Genomic DNA, 16,458 nt, shown 5'->3' on the forward strand with positions numbered 1-16,458 from the left:
CGCGATGGCGCCCGGGCGGCACAGAAAGCTGAGTACTTAGGTGGCACAAACGACTGCGGTCAAGAAGGCGTGGAAAACGCTCATCTGGCTCGCCGTGATCTTCGCGGTCCTGATCGGGACGATCGCAGGAGGGGTGCTCTGGAGCACCGCCACCTGGACCCCGAAGCTCGCCCTCGACCTCGAGGGCGGAACCCAGATCATCCTGACCCCGAAGCTCGAGTCGGGGCAGGACGTCTCGCAGGAGCAGCTGGACCAGGCCGTCTCGATCATCCGCCAGCGCGTCGACGCCAGCGGTGTCTCCGAGGCCGAGGTCACCACGCAGGGCGCGAAGAACGTCGTCGTGTCGATCCCCGGTGCGCCGGACGACGCGACGCTGAACCGCATCGAGTCCTCCGCGAAGCTCGACTTCCGCGCGGTGCTGCTGGCCGATGTCGCCTCCACGTCGGCGACCTCCACGCCGGGCGCGACGCCGGACCCGAGCCTGTCGACCACGCCGACCGCGGTGCCCACCAACGGCAGCGACCTGGCCTACGTCACCCCGGCGCTGCAGGCGGAGTTCGACAACTTCGACTGCGCGTCGACCGAGGCCGACGACGCGGGTCAGGCTCCGGCGGACCAGCCGCTGGTCACCTGTGACGCGAACGGCATCAAGTACCTCCTCGGCCCGGTCGAGATCGAGGGCGCCGACATCGCCGACGCCTCGGCCGGCATGGCCACCACCCAGCAGGGTGCGTCGACCGGCCAGTGGGTCGTCGACATCTCGTTCAACGACGCCGGCACCCAGAAGTTCGCCGACGTCACCACCCGCCTGTTCGGCCTCACCGGGGTGCAGAACCAGTTCGCGATCGTGCTCGACGGCAAGGTGATCACGGCTCCGACCACGGGTGGCTCGTTCACCGACGGCCGCGCGCAGATCTCCGGCTCGTTCACGCAGGACTCGGCCCAGACCCTCGCCGACCAGCTGAAGTTCGGCGCCCTGCCGATCGGCTTCACGACGCAGTCGTCCGAGAAGATCTCGGCGACGCTCGGCTCGACCCAGCTGATGTCGGGTCTCATCGCCGGCGCGATCGGCCTGATCCTGGTCATCATCTACTCGCTGATCCAGTACCGCCTGCTCGGCGCCGTCACGATCGCGTCGCTGGTGATCGCGGCCGCGATGACCTACCTGCTGGTCACCCTGATGTCGTGGCGGATCGACTTCCGCCTCTCCCTCGCGGGTGTGGCCGGTCTGATCGTGGCGATCGGTATCACCGCCGACTCGTTCATCGTCTACTTCGAACGAATACGCGACGAGTTGCGCGAGGGGAAGGCTCTGACCTCCTCCGTGCAGTCGGGATGGAAGCGGGCGATCCGCACCATCACCGCGTCGGACGCGGTGAACTTCCTCGCCGCCGCCGTGCTCTACGTGCTCGCCGTCGGCAACGTGCGCGGGTTCGCGTTCACGCTCGGCCTCACGACGATCGTCGACATCCTGGTCGTGATCCTGTTCACGCATCCGCTGATGACGCTGCTCGCCGAGCTGCCCTTCTTCCGTGACGGTCACCAGTTCTCCGGGCTCGACCCGCGGGCGCTGGGTGCCGTGTACCGGGGTCGCGCGCAGTTCCGGGCCCCCGCGGCGAGCGTCTCGGCCGCCAAGAAGGGCTCGTCGAGCCGCGAGGCCGCCAAGCGCCAGACGATCGCCGAGCGCAAGGCCGCCGAGCTCGCCGGCTCGACCTCCGGCAGCAAGGCCGGCAGCGCCGACACCCGCTCCACCCGCACCGATGAGGGGAAGAACTCCTGATGGCCAGCTTCTCCCAGTTCGGAAACGACCTCTACTCGGGCAAGCGCTCGATCGACATCATCGGCCGCCGCCGCATCTGGTATACGGTCTCCGCGGTGCTGGTGCTGATCGCCCTGATCGGCCCGTGGCTGCGCGGCGGCTACGAATTCGGCATCGAGTTCCGGGGCGGCTCGGAGTTCACGGTCTCCCAGGTCGCCACGCTCGACCAGAACCTCGCGAGCGACACCGTCGACGAAGCTGCTCCGGGATCCAACCCCCGGGTCAGCACGCTCGGCACCGACTCGGTGCGGGTGCAGACCGACGAGCTCGACCAGGCGACCAGCACGACCGTGCAGGAGAAGCTGGCGACCGCGTACGGCGTGCCGACGGAGGACGTCACGGTCTCCTTCATCGGGGCCACCTGGGGCGCCGACATCACCACGCAGGCGATCCGCGGACTCGTGATCTTCCTCGTGCTCGTGGCGATCTTCATGGCCATCTACTTCCGCACCTGGAAGATGGCGGCCGCCGCGCTGATCGCGCTGCTGCACGACCTCGTGATCACGGCCGGGGTCTACGGCCTCACCGGCCTGGAGATCACGCCCGCCGCGGTGATCGGCTTCCTGACCATCCTCGGCTACTCGCTGTACGACACCGTGGTGGTGTTCGACAAGATCCGCGAGAACACCGCGCACCTGGGCGACCGGGGCACGCAGACCTTCGCCGAGACGGTGAACCTGGCGGTGAACCAGACGCTGGTGCGATCGATCAACACCTCGGTCGTCGCAGCGCTGCCGGTCGCCTCGATCCTCGTGATCGGGTCGTTCGTGCTCGGCGCCTCGACGCTCCGCGACATCTCGCTCGCGCTGCTGATCGGAATCATCGTGGGCACCTACTCGACGATCTTCGTCGCGGCTCCGCTGTACGTGCAGTTCCGGCACGGCGAGGACAAGATCCGCAAGCAGGATGCGCGGGTCGAGGCCGACCGCCAGCGCTCCGTGAAGGACAGCGTCTCCGCCTGACCTGGTGGCTGTGGGCGGGCAGCGCTCGCCCACAGCACAACGCCCGCGTACGCGAGGGCCTCCCGCCTGGGGGATAATCGAGGTGGAGGCCTGACATGACGGAAACCAGCACGACGTCGACCGCGACCCTGCGCCGACTGGTGCCCCGGCTCTTCTCCCGGGCTCAGCCCGCCGGGGCCGTCGACACGCTCATCCGCACGGTGCGGGCCAATCACCCGAAGGCCGATCTCACCATCCTCGAGCGGGCCTACGCGGCCGCCGAGAAGGCGCACGACGGGCAGAAGCGACGAAGCGGCGAGCCGTACATCACGCATCCGGTCGCGGTCGCGCAGATCCTCGCCGAGCTCGGCCTCGGTTCGAAGGCCGTCGCCGCCGCGCTCCTCCACGACACGGTGGAGGACACCGACTACTCGCTCGACATGGTGCGGCACGACTTCGGCGACGAGGTCGCGATGCTGGTCGACGGCGTCACGAAGCTCGACAAGGTCAAGTACGGCGACAGCGCGCAGGCCGAGACCGTCCGCAAGATGATCGTGGCGATGTCGCGCGACATCCGCGTGCTGATCATCAAGCTCTGCGACCGCCTGCACAACGCCCGCACCTGGGGCTTCGTGGCCGCCGAGTCTGCCCAGCGCAAGGCCAAGGAGACCCTCGAGATCTACGCGCCGCTCGCGCACCGACTGGGCATCCAGTCGATCAAGTGGGAGCTGGAAGACCTCTCGTTCGCGGTGCTCTACCCCAAGCTCTACGTCGAGATCGAGAACCTCGTGCGTCAGCGCACCCCGCAGCGCGAGGAGTACGTGCAGCAGGTCATCGACGCCGTCGGCGACGACCTCAAGGCGGGCAAGATCCGCGGCAAGGTGGCCGGCCGCCCGAAGCAGTACTACTCGATCTACCAGAAGATGATCGTGCGCGGCCGCGAGTTCGACGAGATCTACGATCTCGTCGGCATCCGCGTGCTGGTGAACACCGTGCGCGACTGCTACGCGGTGCTCGGCTCCATCCACGCGCGGTGGAACCCGATCCCCGGCCGGTTCAAGGACTACATCGCCACCCCGAAGTTCAACCTCTACCAGTCGCTGCACACGACCGTGATCGGCCCGGGTGGCCGCCCGGTCGAGATCCAGATCCGCACCAACGAGATGCACCAGCGCGCCGAATACGGTGTCGCGGCGCACTGGAAGTACAAGGAGCGGGTCAACGGCGGCAAGGCGAGCGCCTCGTCGGTCACCTCACCGGACACGGACATGGCCTGGCTCGCCCGGATCTCGGACTGGCAGGCCGAGACTGTCGACCCGGGGGAGTTCCTCGACTCGCTGCGCTTCGAGATCGGAGCCAAGGAGGTCTACGTCTTCACCCCCAAGGGGAAGGTCGTCGGCCTGCCCGCCGGTGCCACACCGGTCGACTTCGCCTATGCCGTGCACACCGAGGTGGGCCACCGCACGATGGGCGCCAAGGTCAACGGGCGGCTCGTGCCGCTGGACTCGACGCTGGGCTCCGGCGACGTGGTCGAGGTCTTCACCTCGAAGAACCCCGACTCGGGGCCGTCGCAGGACTGGCTGAGCTTTGTGCAGAGCCCCCGGGCCCGCAACAAGATCCGCCAGTGGTTCACCAAGGAGCGGCGCGACGAGGCCATCGAGCAGGGCCGGGACGCGATCGCCCGCGCGATGCGCAAGCAGAACCTGCCGCTGCAGAAGCTGATGAGCCAGGACTCGATCGCCGAGGTCGCGTCGCAGATGCACTACGACAACGTCTCGGGGCTGTACGCCGCGATCGGCGAGGGGCACATCTCGACCCAGTCGGTGATCGAGAAGGTCATCGCCTCGCTGCAGACCGAGGTCGAGAGCGAGGACTCGGATCTCGACGTCTTCGTCGGCGGTCGCCCGCGCGTCACCCACAGCGACTCGGGCGTGCTCGTGCGCGGGGCCCCCGACATCCTGGTCAAGCTGGCCAAGTGCTGCACACCGGTTCCGGGCGACGACATCGTGGGCTTCGTCACCCGAGGGTCCGGCGTCTCGGTGCATCAGGCCGACTGCCACAACGTCGCCTCACTCCTGAACGAGCCCGAGCGGATGATCGACGTCGAGTGGGCGCCCTCCTCCAAGAGCGTCTTCCTGGTGCAGATCCAGGTCGAGGCCCTCGACCGATCGGGACTGCTGTCGGATGTCACGCGGGTGCTCTCCGAGCATCACGTCAACATCCTCTCCGCGTCGGTCAGCACCTCGAGCGATCGTCTCGCGATCAGCCGGTTCGTGTTCGAGATGGGCGACACCACCCACCTCGACCGGGTGCTGAACGCAGTGCGCCGCATCGACGCCGTCTACGACGTATACCGGGTCTCGGGCGGCTGATCCGGCCTGCGGGCCGCTGATCCGGACCCGTCCGGTCGTCCGCGCTCACGGCGGGCGAACGGGCCGGAGGCTAGATCAGCCCGGCCAGCTCGCGCATGCCCGCGAGTCGGGCGAGCGCCCGCCGCTTGTACGGCAGCGGCCGGGTCGCGTCGAGCCGCCGCCGGCACTCGACCTCGCCGCAGCCGTCCGACAGCAGCAGGGTCTGGATCGCGACCGCCAGCGGCGGGTCGAGCCGCGGCTCCCACCGGAGCAGGTCGAGCACCGTGCGCAGTCGCGTCGTCACCACCACCGGCCCGGCACGCTCGAGGTCGTCGTCGGTGAGCACGGCCTGCCGCACCTCACGCTCCGGCGACTCCGGCACCCTGACCCGATTGCTCGACCGGATGCACAGCTGGAGCGGCCGGGGGAACACCCCCGAGACCCCGTGCAGCCAGGCCGCGGTGCGCCGCTCGGCGATCAGGCCACGCGGGACCGCCGGGGCGATCGCCTCGCCCCGGACGGCGAGAGCGGAGGGGACGTCGAGGGCGCAGAACCCACCCGCCACACCCCGCACCTCACCGTCGAGCCTCACCGCGTGCAGCTCGGCCTCGGGGAGGTCGCCGGGATGGAGGACGAGGGGGAGTGACGGGCTCATGCCTCGATGGTGCCAGCCGGCGCAGACGACGAAGGCGGGCGTCCCGGATCTGTGGAGAACCGGGTGCCCGCCTTCGACGGTGCAGAACCCGAGGCCGGTACGGCCCCGTGGTCGGAGGGTCAGCCGAGCGCGTCGAGCCAGACCTTCCGCGCGTCCAGCGCCTCCTGGAGCTCGGCCGCCTTCTTCGAGTCGCCGGCCGCCTTCGCGTCGTCGATCTCGCGCTGCAGCTTGTCGATCGCTCCGGTCAGCTGCGACGCCAGACCCTCCGAGCGGGCCTTCTTCTCGGGGTTGTTCTTCGACCAGTAGTCCTCGTCGAGCTTCCGCACGGCGGCCTCGACCTTGCGCAGCCGGTCTTCGATCGGCTTGACCTGGTCGCGGGGGACCTTGCCGACCTCGTCCCACCGGGTCTGGATGCTCGTGAGCAGCTCGCGGGCCTTCACCCGGTCGGTCTCCTTCAGGAGCGGCTCGGCCTCGTCGAGCAGGGCGAGCTTCTGGGTGAGGTTCTCGCCGAACTCCTGCTCGTCGCGCGCGACGACCTCGCTGCGGGCCGAGTACAGCACGTCACCGGCCGCCTTGAAGCGGTCCCAGAGCGCGTCGTCGTACTTCTTGCCGGCACGGCCGGTCGCCTTCCACGACGCCAGCAGGTCGCGGTAGGCACCGATGCCGTCGACCCCGCGCGGGGCGAGCGCCTCGGCCTGGTCGACGAGCTCCTGCTTGCGGGTGCGCGCGTCGCGGTGCACCTGGTCGAGCTCGGCGAAGAAGGCCTTGCGCTGCTGCTCGAGCGTGGTGCGCGCCTCGCGGAACCGCTTCCACAGCTCGCCGGCCTCGGCACGCGGAAGGCGCGGGCCTTCCTGCTGGTGCTTCTGCCAGCGGGCGAACAGCGAGTCGATCTGCGAGGTGACCGACTTCCACTGCGCCTTCGCGGGGTCGTGCGCGGCGAGCTTCTCGATCTCCTCGACGATCGCCGTGCGATCCACGACCGCCTGCGCGACCTGGGCCTCCGCCTCGGCGGACTGCTTCTCGGTGATCTCGGACACGGTCGAGGACAGCGCCTCGAGGCGGGTCTGCAACGACGCGAGGTCGCCGACCGCGTTCGCCGAGGCGACCGACGCGGTCAACGACTTCACTGCCTTGGCGATGTCGCCGGCCGGGGCGCCGCGCTTGGCGCGCTGCTCGAGCAGCGTCACCTGGCCGGCGAGATCGGTGTACTTGCGCTCGAAGTAGGCGAGCGCCTCCTCCTTGGTGCCGTCGGGGTACTGGCCGACCAAGCGCTCTCCGTCACCCTCGCGGACGAAGACGGAGCCGTCGTCCTCGACTCGTCCCCACGGGAGTTGATCACTACTGGTCACGGAACCATCCTGTCGACGTTGTCTGGAATACGGGCACCAGCCTATTGCACGGCCGGGGATCGGTCACTGAACCGTGACGGAGGTGATGGTGGCGGTCGTCTTCGGGGCGCCGTCGCCACTGCCGTCGGCCGTTCCCGCGGCGATCACGCCGGACTGCAGGGCGTCGAGACCACTCGTGATCGTGCCGAGGACGGTATAGCCGCCCGCCGCGTCCGAGGGGATGGTCGAGTCCTGGTAGACGATGAAGAACTGGCTGCCCATGCTGTAGCCGTTGCCGCCCTGACGGGCCATCGCGAGCGTGCCCGCGGGGTACACGTCGTCGGCCGGAGCGTTCTCGACCGGGCCGTAGCTGTAGCCCGGGCCGCCGGTGCCGGTGCCGGTCGGGTCGCCGCACTGCAGCACGTAGATGCCGCTCGTGGTGAGCCGGTGGCAGGTGGTGTTCGTGAGGAAGCCGGACTGCGCCTGCGAGATGAAGGCCGAGACGGCCTGGGGCGCGGCCGTGCCGTCGAGCTGGAGGCCCAGCGGGATGTCGTTGATCGTCAACGTCCCGGTCCAGTCGCGACCCTCGGCGACCGAGGTCGGCGGCACGTCTCCGCTGTTCTGGCCGGCCGGGGCGGTCGGCGAGGCCGAGGGCGTCGCCTCCGGCGTGGCACTGGCCGAGGGGGCGGCGACCGGCGTGCCGGGGCCTCCGGAGAAGTAGAACAGCTGGGCGGCGGTCACACCGGCGATCAGCACGAGCACGACGACGACCGCGATCACGTTGTCACGCACCCGCCGACGGATGCGCTCGGTGTGCGCGGTCTGCCGGGCCTGGTAGTCGCGCAAACGCGTGCGGGCCTCGCGAGCGGCGCGCTCCTGACTGCTGGGTGCCACGGATCCTCCAGTTGTTCGATCGCCGGGCGCTGTCGGCCCATCACAGTACCCTAGACGCATGGCTCATCAGCAACCGGGACTCCACTCCGGATCGGTCCCGCTCGCGGTGCGGATGCGCCCTCGCAGCCTCGACGAGGTGGCCGGTCAGAAGCATCTGCTGCGACCCGGTTCCCCGCTGGTGAACCTCGCCTCCGACGTCGGCGGCACCACCGGGTCGGTCTCGGTCATCCTCTGGGGCCCGCCCGGCACGGGCAAGACCACGCTCGCGCAGGCGATCGCCCATTCCTCGGGCCGCAAGTTCGTCGAGCTCTCGGCCGTCACCGCCGGGGTGAAAGACGTCAGGCAGGTGATGGAGGAGGCCTTCCGCAACCGCGACCTCTACGGCCTGTCGACCGTGCTCTTCCTCGACGAGATCCACCGCTTCACCAAGGCCCAGCAGGATGCACTGCTCCCGGGGGTCGAGAACGGCTGGGTCATCCTGGTGGCCGCCACCACCGAGAACCCCTCCTTCTCGGTCATCTCGCCGTTGCTCTCCCGCTCGCTCCTGCTCACCCTCGAGCAATTGACCGACGACGACCTCGGCGTGCTGATCGACCGCGCGGTCACCGACCCCCGCGGGCTCGCCGGCAAGGTCGCGCTCGACGACGAGGCGCGCTCGGCCATCATCCGGATGTCGTCGGGCGACGCCCGCCGTGCCCTCACCGCCCTCGAGGCCGCCGCCGGCACGGTGCTCGCCGCCGCGCCGGCTGCTGACGCTCACGACGAAGACGAAGACGACGACGACGAAGACGACGAGGAAGTCGACGGCGACGACGAGCAGGTCCACGACCTCCCCGTGATCACCGGCGCCGTGCTCGAGCAGTCCGTCGACCGCGCCCTGCTCCGCTACGACCGCAACGGCGACGAGCACTACGACGTCATCAGCGCCTTCATCAAGTCGGTGCGGGGTTCCGACGTCGACGCCTCGCTCCACTACCTCGCCCGCATGTTCGAGGCGGGGGAGGATCCGCGGTTCATCGCGCGCCGGGTGATCATCCTGGCGGCCGAAGACATCGGCATCGCCGACCCGCAGGCACTGCCGATCGCCGTCGCGGCCGCCGAGGCCGTGCAGATGATCGGCATGCCGGAAGGGCGGCTCCCGCTGGCCGAGGCGGTCGTCTACCTCGCCACCGCGCCGAAGTCGAATGCCGCATACGTGGGTATCAACAAGGCGATCGCCGATGTGAAGGCCGGCAACTTCGGCCGGGTGCCGAAGCACCTCCGCGACGCGCACTACGCCGGCGCCAAGCGCCTCGGTCACGGCAAGGGCTACAAGTACCCGCACGACGACGCGATCGGGGTGGTGCGACAGCAGTACCTGCCCGACGAACTGACCGGCACCACCTATTACGACCCGACCGATCACGGGCACGAGCGGGAGGTCGCGGCGCGGCTCGCGAAACTCCGCGACATCACGCGGGGAACGCAGAAGTAGCGGCATCCGCTGTGCTATTCTCGTAGACGCCTAATCAGCGTCATTTCGGAGCGGCTGCCGATCGACGTTCGATAACGGGATCGCGTTCTTTAGCCGAACCGCCCGGCAGACACCCCTCTTACTTGGACTCCTGTGGAGTCACGCGCATCCGTGCGCAATCCATCTCGTAAGAATTTCAACCGAAAGGACGTAAGTGGCTACCAAGTCGCGTACGCGAAGCAAGACCCGCCTCTCCCGGGCACTCGGCATCCCCCTCACCCCGAAGGCGGCCAAGTACCTCGAGAAGCGCCCCTACGCTCCCGGTGAGCACGGCCGCACCAAGCGCAAGCAGGACAGCGACTACGCCGTCCGTCTGCGCGAGAAGCAGCGTCTGCGCGCCCAGTACGGCATCCGCGAGAAGCAGCTGAAGATCGCCTTCGAGGAGGCCCGTCGTGCGAAGGGCCTGACCGGTGAGAACCTGGTCGAGCTCCTCGAGATGCGTCTGGACGCCCTGGTGCTCCGTGCCGGCTTCGCCCGCACCACCGCCCAGGCCCGTCAGATGGTCGTGCACCGTCACATCCTGGTCGACGGCCAGCTCGTCGACCGCCCGTCCTTCCGCGTGAAGCCGGGTCAGATGATCCACGTCAAGCAGCGCTCCGAGGGCACCGAGCCCTTCCAGGTCGCCGCCGCCGGCGGTCACATCGACCTGCTGCCGAAGACGCCCTCGTACCTCGATGTCGAGCTGGACAAGCTCCAGGCCCGACTCGTCGAGCGCCCCAAGCGCGCACAGATCCCCGTGACCTGTGAAGTGCAGCTCGTCGTCGAGTACTACGCGGCCCGATAATCCGCGCAGTCGCGACATACTAGGAGCGGGTCACCTTCGGGTGGCCCGCTTCCGTCGTTTCACAGAGAGGTTCCCCCATGACCGGTGGAGACATCGCAGGCCTGATCGCAGCGGGGGTCTTCGCCGTGCTGGTGGGCCTGATCGCCGTGCCGTTGCTGAAGCTCGGGGGAGTGTTCGACCAGACCCGCGACTCGATCAAAGACGTCAGCGACGGAATCACGCCCATCCTCGCCGAGTCGACGGTGACCGTGCAGGAGGCGAACAAGCAGCTCGCCCGGGTGGATGCGATCACCAAGAACGTCGAAGAGGTCACCGGGAACGTGTCGTCGCTGGTGGCGCTGTTCGCCGCCTCGGTCGGTGGCCCGCTGATCAAGCTCGCCGGCTTCAGCGCCGCCGTGCGCGAAGGGATCCTGACCTTCCGGCCCGAGTCGCAGCGCACGGGCAAGAAGCCGAAGAAGGCCGGCGTGAAGCCGGCCCCGGGGAAGCGCTCGAAGTAGCCCGCTACACTGGCCGAGGCTTTTTCTGTCCCGAACGAGCACCCTACGAACGAGGAGAACGCAATGAAGAAAGTTCTGTGGCTGATCGCCGGAGTCGGCATCGGATTCGTGGTCGCGCACCAGTTCAACCAGACCTCGGGCGGCAAGAAGTTCTTCTCCGAGCTCGACAAGAAGACCAAGGAGTTCGGCGACTCCTTGATCGACGGGTACCGCGAGCGCGAGTCCGAGCTGCGCGCCGCGATCGCCGACGCCGGCGACAAGCTCGCCAAGTAGCTCCCTCTCGGTCCGCCGTGCGCCTCGCGCCGGCGGACCGTGTTCGCTCTCCCACCCCGAGGACACCCCGCACTCATGCAGACCGCTGACATCCGTTCCCGCTGGCTCGACTTCTTCGGGAGCCGGGGGCACACCGTCGTCCCCTCCGCGTCGCTGGTCAGCGACGACCCGTCGCTGCTGTTCACCGTGGCCGGCATGGTCCCGTTCATCCCGTATCTCTCGGGGCTGGTGCCGGCGCCGTACCCGCGCGCCACGAGCGTGCAGAAGTGCATCCGCACCCTCGACATCGAGGAGGTCGGGAAGACGACCCGGCACGGCACCTTCTTCCAGATGAACGGCAATTTCTCGTTCGGCGACTACTTCAAGGAAGGCGCGATCGGCTATGCCTGGGAGCTGCTGACCACGCCCGAGAACGAGGGCGGCCTCGGTTTCGCCGAGCGCGACCTCTGGGTCACCGTCTACGAGGACGACGACGAGGCCATCGACCTGTGGAAGCGGGTGGCCGGCGTGCCGTCCTCCCGCATCCAGCGTCTCGGCAAAGAGGACAACTACTGGTCGACCGGCCAGCCCGGCCCGGCGGGCCCCTGCTCGGAGATCTACTTCGACCGTGGCCCGGCGTACGGCGCGGAGGGCGGCCCGGCGGCCGACGAGAACCGGTACATCGAGATCTGGAACCTCGTGTTCATGCAGTACCTCCGCGGCGAGGGCACCTCGAAGACCGAGTTCGAGATCCTCGGCGAGCTGCCGCGCAAGAACATCGACACCGGCATGGGCCTCGAGCGCGTCGCGTTCCTCAAGCAGGGCGTTGAGAACCTGTACGAGATCGACCAGGTGCGCCCCGTGCTCGACCGCGCCTCCGAGCTCTCCGGTCGCCGCTACGGCGCCGACCATGACGACGACGTGCGGATGCGGGTGGTCGCCGACCACGTGCGCTCCGCCCTGATGCTGATGAGCGACGGCGTCACCCCGTCGAACGAGGGCCGCGGCTACATCCTCCGGCGGCTGCTGCGCCGCACGGTGCGCTCGATGCGACTGCTGGGCGTCGACACGGCGACCATGCCCGAACTGCTGACCGCGTCGCGCGACGCCATGAAGGCGGCCTACCCCGAGGTCGAGACCGACTTCGGCCGCATCTCGCGCGGGGCCTACGCCGAGGAGGAGTCGTTCCTCCGCACCCTCACCGGCGGCACCACCATCCTCGACACCGCGGTCGCCTCGACCAAGACCGGCGGGGCCACCGAGCTCCCGGGCGAGACCGCCTTCCTCCTGCACGACACCTACGGGTTCCCGATCGACCTCACCCTCGAGATCGCCGAGGAGTCCGGGATCACCGTCGACCGGGTCGCCTTCGAGTCACTGATGGCCGAGCAGAAGCAGCGCGCCAAGGCCGACGCCAAGGCCAAGAAGCTCGGCATCACCGACCTGACCGTCTACAGCCAGTTCCGGGCGCTCGGCGAGACCGTGTTCCGGGGCTACGACGAGCTCGAGGCCGAGTCGCCCGTGCTCGGGCTCATCCTCGACGGCGTCTCGGTCTCCTCCGCGGTCGCGGGGGAGCAGGTCGAGGTCATCCTCGCCGAGACCGCACTCTACGCCGAGTCGGGCGGTCAGGAGGCCGATGCCGGCACGATCGTCGGCGACGGCTTCGAGCTGACCGTGCTCGACGTGCAGAAGCCCGTGAAGGGCCTGATCAGCCACCGCGCCGAGGTCACCAGCGGTCAGGTCGCCGTGGGCGACCGGGCGCGGAGCGTCGTGGACGCCGACTGGCGCCGGGGCGCGACCCAGGCGCACTCGGCGACCCACCTCATCCACGCCGCACTGCGCGAGACCCTCGGCGAGGAGGCGCACCAGGCCGGTTCGTACAACAAGGCCGGCTACATGCGCCTGGACTTCTCGTGGAATCAGCCGCTCTCGGCCGAGACGCGCACCGAGATCGAGGAGATCGCGAACGTCGCCATCCGGAGCGACCTCGAGGTCGTCACCCGCGAGCTGCCGCTCGACGAGGCCCGCTCGATGGGTGCGATGGCGCTGTTCGGCGAGAAGTACGGCGAGGTCGTGCGGATGGTCGACATCGGCGGCCCCTGGTCGCGCGAGCTCTGCGCCGGCACCCATGTCTCCTCCAGCGCCCAGATCGGCATGATCAACCTGCAGGGCGAGTCGTCGATCGGCTCGACCAACCGCCGGGTCGAGGCGCTCGTGGGCATCGAGGCGTTCCGCGAGTTCGCCGCCGAGCGCGCCCTCGTCTCACAGCTCACCTCGAGCCTCAAGACTCCGCGCGACGAGCTGGTCACCCGCATCGCCGACCTCAGCGCCAACCTCAAGGCGGCCGAGAAGAAGATCGCCGCGTTCGAGGCCGGCCAGCTGTCGACCCGCGTCCCGGGCCTGGCCGCGACCGCGCATCCCGCCGGAGCGGTCTCCCTGGTCGCCGAGAACGTGGGCGAGCTGCGCTCGGCCGACGACGTGCGCCAGCTGGTCACCGGCGTGCGCGAGGCGCTCGTCGCGGGCGGCTCGGCCGCCGCCGTCGTGGCCCTGGCCGCGGTCGTCAACGCCAAGCCCGTCGTGATCGTCGCCACCACCGAGGGCGCCCGCGCCGTCGGCGCCAAGGCCGGCGCCCTCGCCAAGCTCGCCGCGGGTGTGCTCGGCGGCGGAGGCGGCGGCAAGGACGACTTGGCCCAGGGCGGCGGCACCGACGTCGGAGCCCTCGACGAGGCGCTCTCGGCCGTCGGCCGCACGGTCGCCGGCGGGGCGGCCGGGTAGCGGATGCGGATCGGAGTGCGGATCGGGATCGATGTGGGCAAGGCCCGCATCGGTGTCGCCCGCACGGATCCGCACGGGATGCTCGCCACGCCCGTCGAGACCGTGCCCCGCACGCCCGAGGGCGACGACGCCGATCTGCGGCGCATCCTGAGCATCGCCGCCGAGCTGGACGCCTTCGAGTACGTGGTGGGCCTGCCGCTGTCGATGAGCGGCTCCGAGACGCCGTCGACGCAGGATGCGCGCGACTTCGCCGAGCGCCTGGCCTCGACCGGCGGCCTCCCCGTGCGCATGATCGACGAGCGCCTCACCACGGTCTCCGCGCAGGCTGCGCTGCACCGCACCGGTCGGAACACTCGGAGCTCGCGCCCCGTGATCGACCAGGTGGCCGCGGTTATACTCGTCCAGCACGCGCTCGACACCGAACGTGCCTCGGGAAATCCTCCCGGCATCCTGATCGCGACGGGGCGATCCTGATGGAATCGGCTTCCCCCCAGCCCGACCCGAGTCAAGGAAAAGGTATCGCGTGACTGATCGACAGCCACCAGAGGACCACCCCTTCGCCGAGTTCTTCCGTCCGGAACAACCCGGCCGCGTCGCCACCGCCACGCCGCCCACCCGCCGCTCCACGCGGGAGAGCGCTCCGCCTCCGCGGAAGCCGCGACGCTGGATCGCGCGACTGATCACCACCGTCGTCATCCTGGGCCTCCTCGGCGGCGCCGGGTTCTTCGTGGTCAACACCTTCGGCTCGCAGATCGCCTCGGTCTTCGCCGCCAAGGAGGTCGACGACTACACCGGCAGCGGCACCGGCGAGGTCGACTTCGTGATCAACGAGGGCGACAGCGGCGAGGTCATCGGCGACAACCTGGCGGCGGCGGGCGTGGTCAAGAGCTCGTCGACCTTCTACGACCTGCTGCTCAAGCAGAGCCCCGCACCCGTGTTCCAGTCGGGCACCTTCCGGCTCGCCTCGCAGATGAGCGCCCAGTCGGCGCTCACCGCGCTGCAGGACCCGGCGAGCAAGATCGACTACACGGTCACCATCCCCGAGGGGTCGAGCGCCAAGGGCATCTACCAGGAGCTCGCCGACGTCACGGGCCTGCCGCTGACCGACTTCGAGGCCGCGGGCGCGAACTACACCGCCCTCGGCGTGCCGGCCCAGGCCCCGAGCATCGAGGGCTTCCTCTTCCCGGCAACCTACACCTTCCAGCCCGGGCAGACCGCCGTCGACATGATCACGGCGATGGTGAACCGCGCCTTCCAGTCGCTGGATGCGGCCGGCGTCGCCCCCGACGACCGGTTCCGGGTGGTGACGCTCGCCGCACTCATCCAGAAGGAGGCGGGCAGCGTCGCCGACATGGCGAAGGTCTCGCGGGTGTTCACCAACCGCCTCGCCGACGGAATGAACCTCGAGTCGGATGCGACGGTGCGCTACGGCGCCGGCGGCAACGACGTCGAGACCACCTCGGCCGAGCGTGCGGACACCTCGAACATCTACAACACCTACGCGCACCCGGGTCTGCCGGGCGGCCCGATCTCGAACCCGGGAGACGACGCGATCAACGCGGCGCTGCACCCGGCCGACGGGCCGTGGCTGTTCTTCGTGACCGTGAACCTCGACACCGGCGAGACGGTGTTCTCGACCACGGCCGACGAGCACGAGCAGGCCGTCGAGCAGCTGCAGCAGTGGTGGGCCGACCACCCCGGCATCGGCTGATCGGGGAGGCGTCCATGTCGATCGATCCGCTCACCGGGGATCCGGACGCGCTCCGGGTGCCGCGGCTCGCGGCCGTGCTCGGCTCGCCGATCGCGCACTCGAAGTCGCCGCTGCTGCACCGCGCCGCCTACGCGGCCCTCGGCCTGCCGTGGGGGTACGACGCGATCGACGTGACCGCCGACCAGCTCCCGGCCTTCCTGGCCGATCTCGACGGACCGTGGCGTGGGCTGTCGCTGACGATGCCGCTCAAGGAGACCGTCTTCGGCTCGCTCACCTCGGTGGATGCGGTGGGCCGGATGACCGAGTCGGTCAACACGGTGCTGGTCACCTCCTCCGACGGCCGGCGGCTGCTGGCCGGGTTCAACACCGACGTCCACGGCATCGCCGAGGCACTACGGCGGGCGGGCGTCAGCTCGACCGCGCGCACCCTGGTGCTCGGCGGCGGTGCGACCGCCCGCTCGGCCGTGGTCGCCGCGGCGCAGCTCGGCAGCGAGCACGTCGACGTGGTGCTCCGGAGCCCCACGAAGGCCGGCCCGGTCGTCGAGGCCGCGCGGTCGGCCGGTGTGGCCAGCACGGTCACCGCCCTGCACGACCCGGCGCTGGCGGGTCTCGAGCCCGACCTCACCATCAGCACACTGCCCGGAGGCGTGGGGGTGTCGGCGAACTTCGTCGAGGCCGTCGCGCCCCGTTCATCCACTCTGCTCGATGTCGCCTACCACCCGTGGCCGAGCGAGCTCGCCGAGCTCTGGCAGGCCTCGGGCAGTGCGATCGTGCCGGGTGAGGCCATGCTGCTGCACCAGGCGCTGATGCAGATCCGCGTCTTCCTGCACGGCGACCCGCTGGTGAAGCTCCCCGACGAGCCCCGCATCCTCGGCGCCATGCAGGCCGCCCTCGCCTGAGCGGCGACCAACCTCCCCGTCGCCCAATACACTTCTCAT

At 69.6% G+C, this 16,458-nt stretch carries 14 protein-coding genes; 11 read left to right on the plus strand and 3 right to left on the minus strand.

The window, feature by feature from the left end:
* The first annotated feature begins 40 nt into the window (after nucleotides 1–40).
* From secD to AC59HU_RS00760, 3 genes are all read left to right on the plus strand, one after another.
* A complete protein-coding gene (secD, locus tag AC59HU_RS00750; protein ID WP_497221401.1) occupies nucleotides 41–1,780 on the plus strand; it encodes a protein translocase subunit SecD in 1,740 nt (579 codons plus the stop codon).
* Nucleotides 1,780–2,781 (plus strand): protein translocase subunit SecF, encoded by a 1,002-nt coding sequence (secF, locus tag AC59HU_RS00755; RefSeq protein ID WP_497221402.1) that lies wholly within the window; start codon nucleotides 1,780–1,782, stop codon nucleotides 2,779–2,781. Before secD ends, secF begins: the two co-directional genes overlap by 1 nt.
* A gap of 95 nt (nucleotides 2,782–2,876) precedes the next feature.
* A complete protein-coding gene (locus AC59HU_RS00760; RefSeq protein WP_497221403.1) occupies nucleotides 2,877–5,132 on the plus strand; it encodes a RelA/SpoT family protein in 2,256 nt (751 codons plus the stop codon).
* A gap of 70 nt (nucleotides 5,133–5,202) precedes the next feature.
* Here the strand turns inward: AC59HU_RS00760 and AC59HU_RS00765 are convergent, their stop codons facing one another.
* The 3 genes from AC59HU_RS00765 to AC59HU_RS00775 all read right to left on the minus strand — a co-directional run bounded on the left by AC59HU_RS00765 (nucleotide 5,203) and on the right by AC59HU_RS00775 (nucleotide 7,988).
* Nucleotides 5,203–5,766: a type IV toxin-antitoxin system AbiEi family antitoxin gene (locus AC59HU_RS00765; RefSeq protein ID WP_497221404.1), complete on the minus strand. Its 564-nt coding sequence runs from the start codon at nucleotides 5,764–5,766 to the stop codon at nucleotides 5,203–5,205.
* A gap of 119 nt (nucleotides 5,767–5,885) precedes the next feature.
* A complete protein-coding gene (locus AC59HU_RS00770; RefSeq protein WP_497221405.1) occupies nucleotides 5,886–7,115 on the minus strand; it encodes a DUF349 domain-containing protein in 1,230 nt (409 codons plus the stop codon).
* Between the two features lie 63 nt (nucleotides 7,116–7,178).
* Nucleotides 7,179–7,988: a peptidylprolyl isomerase gene (locus AC59HU_RS00775; RefSeq protein WP_497221406.1), complete on the minus strand. Its 810-nt coding sequence runs from the start codon at nucleotides 7,986–7,988 to the stop codon at nucleotides 7,179–7,181.
* Between the two features lie 58 nt (nucleotides 7,989–8,046).
* Here AC59HU_RS00775 and AC59HU_RS00780 point away from each other — a divergent pair, with 58 nt between their 5' ends.
* From AC59HU_RS00780 to AC59HU_RS00815, 8 genes are all read left to right on the plus strand, one after another.
* Nucleotides 8,047–9,462: a replication-associated recombination protein A gene (locus AC59HU_RS00780; protein ID WP_497221407.1), complete on the plus strand. Its 1,416-nt coding sequence runs from the start codon at nucleotides 8,047–8,049 to the stop codon at nucleotides 9,460–9,462.
* Between the two features lie 193 nt (nucleotides 9,463–9,655).
* On the plus strand, nucleotides 9,656–10,285 hold the full coding sequence (gene rpsD, locus AC59HU_RS00785) for a 30S ribosomal protein S4 (RefSeq protein WP_497221408.1): 630 nt from the start codon (nucleotides 9,656–9,658) through the stop codon (nucleotides 10,283–10,285).
* A gap of 77 nt (nucleotides 10,286–10,362) precedes the next feature.
* Complete coding sequence (locus AC59HU_RS00790) at nucleotides 10,363–10,782, plus strand: DUF948 domain-containing protein (RefSeq protein ID WP_497221409.1); 420 nt, start codon at nucleotides 10,363–10,365, stop codon at nucleotides 10,780–10,782.
* 63 nt (nucleotides 10,783–10,845) lie between these two features.
* Nucleotides 10,846–11,055 carry a hypothetical protein gene (locus AC59HU_RS00795; protein WP_497221410.1) on the plus strand — a complete coding sequence of 70 codons (210 nt, stop codon included), beginning with the start codon at nucleotides 10,846–10,848 and terminating at the stop codon, nucleotides 11,053–11,055.
* A gap of 75 nt (nucleotides 11,056–11,130) precedes the next feature.
* Nucleotides 11,131–13,809 (plus strand): alanine--tRNA ligase, encoded by a 2,679-nt coding sequence (alaS, locus tag AC59HU_RS00800; RefSeq protein ID WP_497221411.1) that lies wholly within the window; start codon nucleotides 11,131–11,133, stop codon nucleotides 13,807–13,809.
* A gap of 3 nt (nucleotides 13,810–13,812) precedes the next feature.
* On the plus strand, nucleotides 13,813–14,283 hold the full coding sequence (gene ruvX, locus AC59HU_RS00805) for a Holliday junction resolvase RuvX (RefSeq protein ID WP_497221412.1): 471 nt from the start codon (nucleotides 13,813–13,815) through the stop codon (nucleotides 14,281–14,283).
* A gap of 49 nt (nucleotides 14,284–14,332) precedes the next feature.
* Nucleotides 14,333–15,520, plus strand: coding sequence for an endolytic transglycosylase MltG (gene mltG / locus AC59HU_RS00810; RefSeq protein ID WP_497221413.1), 1,188 nt, complete (start codon nucleotides 14,333–14,335; stop codon nucleotides 15,518–15,520).
* A 14-nt stretch (nucleotides 15,521–15,534) separates the two neighbouring features.
* Nucleotides 15,535–16,419, plus strand: a complete 885-nt coding sequence (locus AC59HU_RS00815; protein ID WP_497221414.1) for a shikimate dehydrogenase — start codon at nucleotides 15,535–15,537, stop codon at nucleotides 16,417–16,419.
* Nucleotides 16,420–16,458: the final 39 nt, after the last annotated feature.

The sequence above is a fragment of the Herbiconiux sp. 320_LB genome (assembly GCF_059691755.1).

Coding starts and splice junctions, on each gene's coding strand:
- secF (WP_497221402.1), top strand. CDS start 1,780: ATGGCCAGCTTCTCCCAGTTCGGAAACGACCTCTACTCGGGCAAGCGC.
- AC59HU_RS00760 (WP_497221403.1), top strand. CDS start 2,877: ATGACGGAAACCAGCACGACGTCGACCGCGACCCTGCGCCGACTGGTG.
- AC59HU_RS00765 (WP_497221404.1), bottom strand. CDS start 5,766: ATGAGCCCGTCACTCCCCCTCGTCCTCCATCCCGGCGACCTCCCCGAG.
- AC59HU_RS00780 (WP_497221407.1), top strand. CDS start 8,047: ATGGCTCATCAGCAACCGGGACTCCACTCCGGATCGGTCCCGCTCGCG.
- AC59HU_RS00790 (WP_497221409.1), top strand. CDS start 10,363: ATGACCGGTGGAGACATCGCAGGCCTGATCGCAGCGGGGGTCTTCGCC.
- AC59HU_RS00795 (WP_497221410.1), top strand. CDS start 10,846: ATGAAGAAAGTTCTGTGGCTGATCGCCGGAGTCGGCATCGGATTCGTG.
- alaS (WP_497221411.1), top strand. CDS start 11,131: ATGCAGACCGCTGACATCCGTTCCCGCTGGCTCGACTTCTTCGGGAGC.
- ruvX (WP_497221412.1), top strand. CDS start 13,813: ATGCGGATCGGAGTGCGGATCGGGATCGATGTGGGCAAGGCCCGCATC.
- AC59HU_RS00815 (WP_497221414.1), top strand. CDS start 15,535: ATGTCGATCGATCCGCTCACCGGGGATCCGGACGCGCTCCGGGTGCCG.